Source organism: Sphingobacterium sp. UBA5670 (assembly GCF_002420705.1).
GTDB lineage: Bacteria > Bacteroidota > Bacteroidia > Sphingobacteriales > Sphingobacteriaceae > Sphingobacterium.
The window spans coordinates 648467-649614 of record NZ_DIIM01000021.1; the positions used below are offsets into that span (position 1 = coordinate 648467).

Consider the following 1148-nt stretch of genomic DNA (forward strand, 5'->3'; position numbering starts at 1 on the left):
CAGCTCCAGCTGGAGCTGATCGGTGAACCTGTATACACCTTTGGCGGGAAAGATGCCGCCGGAGAAAAAGGCAAGTTTGGCGAACTGGGAACAGCACGTGATAATGGCTGGAAATCAGCTTCGAAATAAGCAGGCGGAGCAACCACAGGGACGAACTAACCCCCTATTATATAGGCCTTCTGTTTTCTGCGCTGCACCCAGCAGCGCAAAAACAAAGGCCATTTTTTTAACTCAGCAGCTTTTGCTGAAAAGCAAAACGGATCAGGTCGGCCGTATTTTTGCTTTTGGTCTTGTCCATAAGATTCTGACGGTGCCCTTCGACAGTTCGTTTGCTCAAAAAGATCTTATCCGCAATTTCGACGGCCGTAAAGCCCTGGGCAATAAGTTCGAGCACCGCAAACTCCCTTTCCGAGATTTCATACTGCGCCAGCCGTGAAGCCACATCTATAGCCGTACTGCTCTCGACATCAAAATTTTCCATAAAACGCAGGCCGAAATTAGTCATCAGATACCGGTGTCCCTGCGACAACCTCAATAGTCCAAAGACAATCTCATCATAATCCCCGCCTTTAGACAAGTACCCGTCTGCGCCACTGCGAAAAGCTTCGGCTACTTCAGTAGGCTCTTCTATCATAGAAAGTACAGCAAACCTGAGATCCGGGTATATTTTTTTGGCCATTCGGATGAAACTCATGCCATCCATGCCCTGCATATTCAGATCTGTTAACACCAGATCCGGCAATGTATTCTGTTCAAGATAGATCAATGCATCCTCTGCACTGTCAACTTCCTCTGCCACCGAAAGCTTGTCGTGGGAATCAATAATCAAGCGTATCCCGTTCCGCACAAGCCGATGGTCATCAACTAAAAGAATTTTAGTCATTTTTCCTCCAATCTTACTAAGGTACTTTATTTTTTTAAATAAGTTATTTTTTTAAAAATAGTTCAAGTATAAATACAAGAAATCCTATTTTATCTTCCGCCATATTTTTTCTTTGCCCAGCTGGTTATAGCTGGAGGCCAGCACCGAGAAGCGCAGCGTCTCCTGACTGCCTAGAGCGAGGTAGCCGAATGTTTCGAGGCTTTCGTCAAAAAGGGAAAGCACCTTGGCCTGCAGCGATGTATCAAAATAGATCAGCACGTTGCGG

2 protein-coding genes are annotated in these 1148 nt (G+C 45.9%); both read right to left on the reverse strand.

Annotated features, from left to right (window positions below):
• Nucleotides 1-226: 226 nt before the first annotated feature.
• The gene (locus B3C94_RS20670) at nt 227-883 is read right to left on the reverse strand and encodes a response regulator (RefSeq protein WP_293907280.1); all 657 of its coding nucleotides are present in this window, start codon (nt 881-883) and stop codon (nt 227-229) included.
• Nucleotides 884-967: 84 nt separating this feature from the next.
• A partial coding sequence (locus B3C94_RS20675) for a CheR family methyltransferase (protein ID WP_293907282.1) occupies nt 968-1148 on the reverse strand: 181 nt, incomplete at its 5' end.

Coding starts and splice junctions, on each gene's coding strand:
- B3C94_RS20670 (WP_293907280.1), bottom strand. CDS start 883: ATGACTAAAATTCTTTTAGTTGATGACCATCGGCTTGTGCGGAACGGG.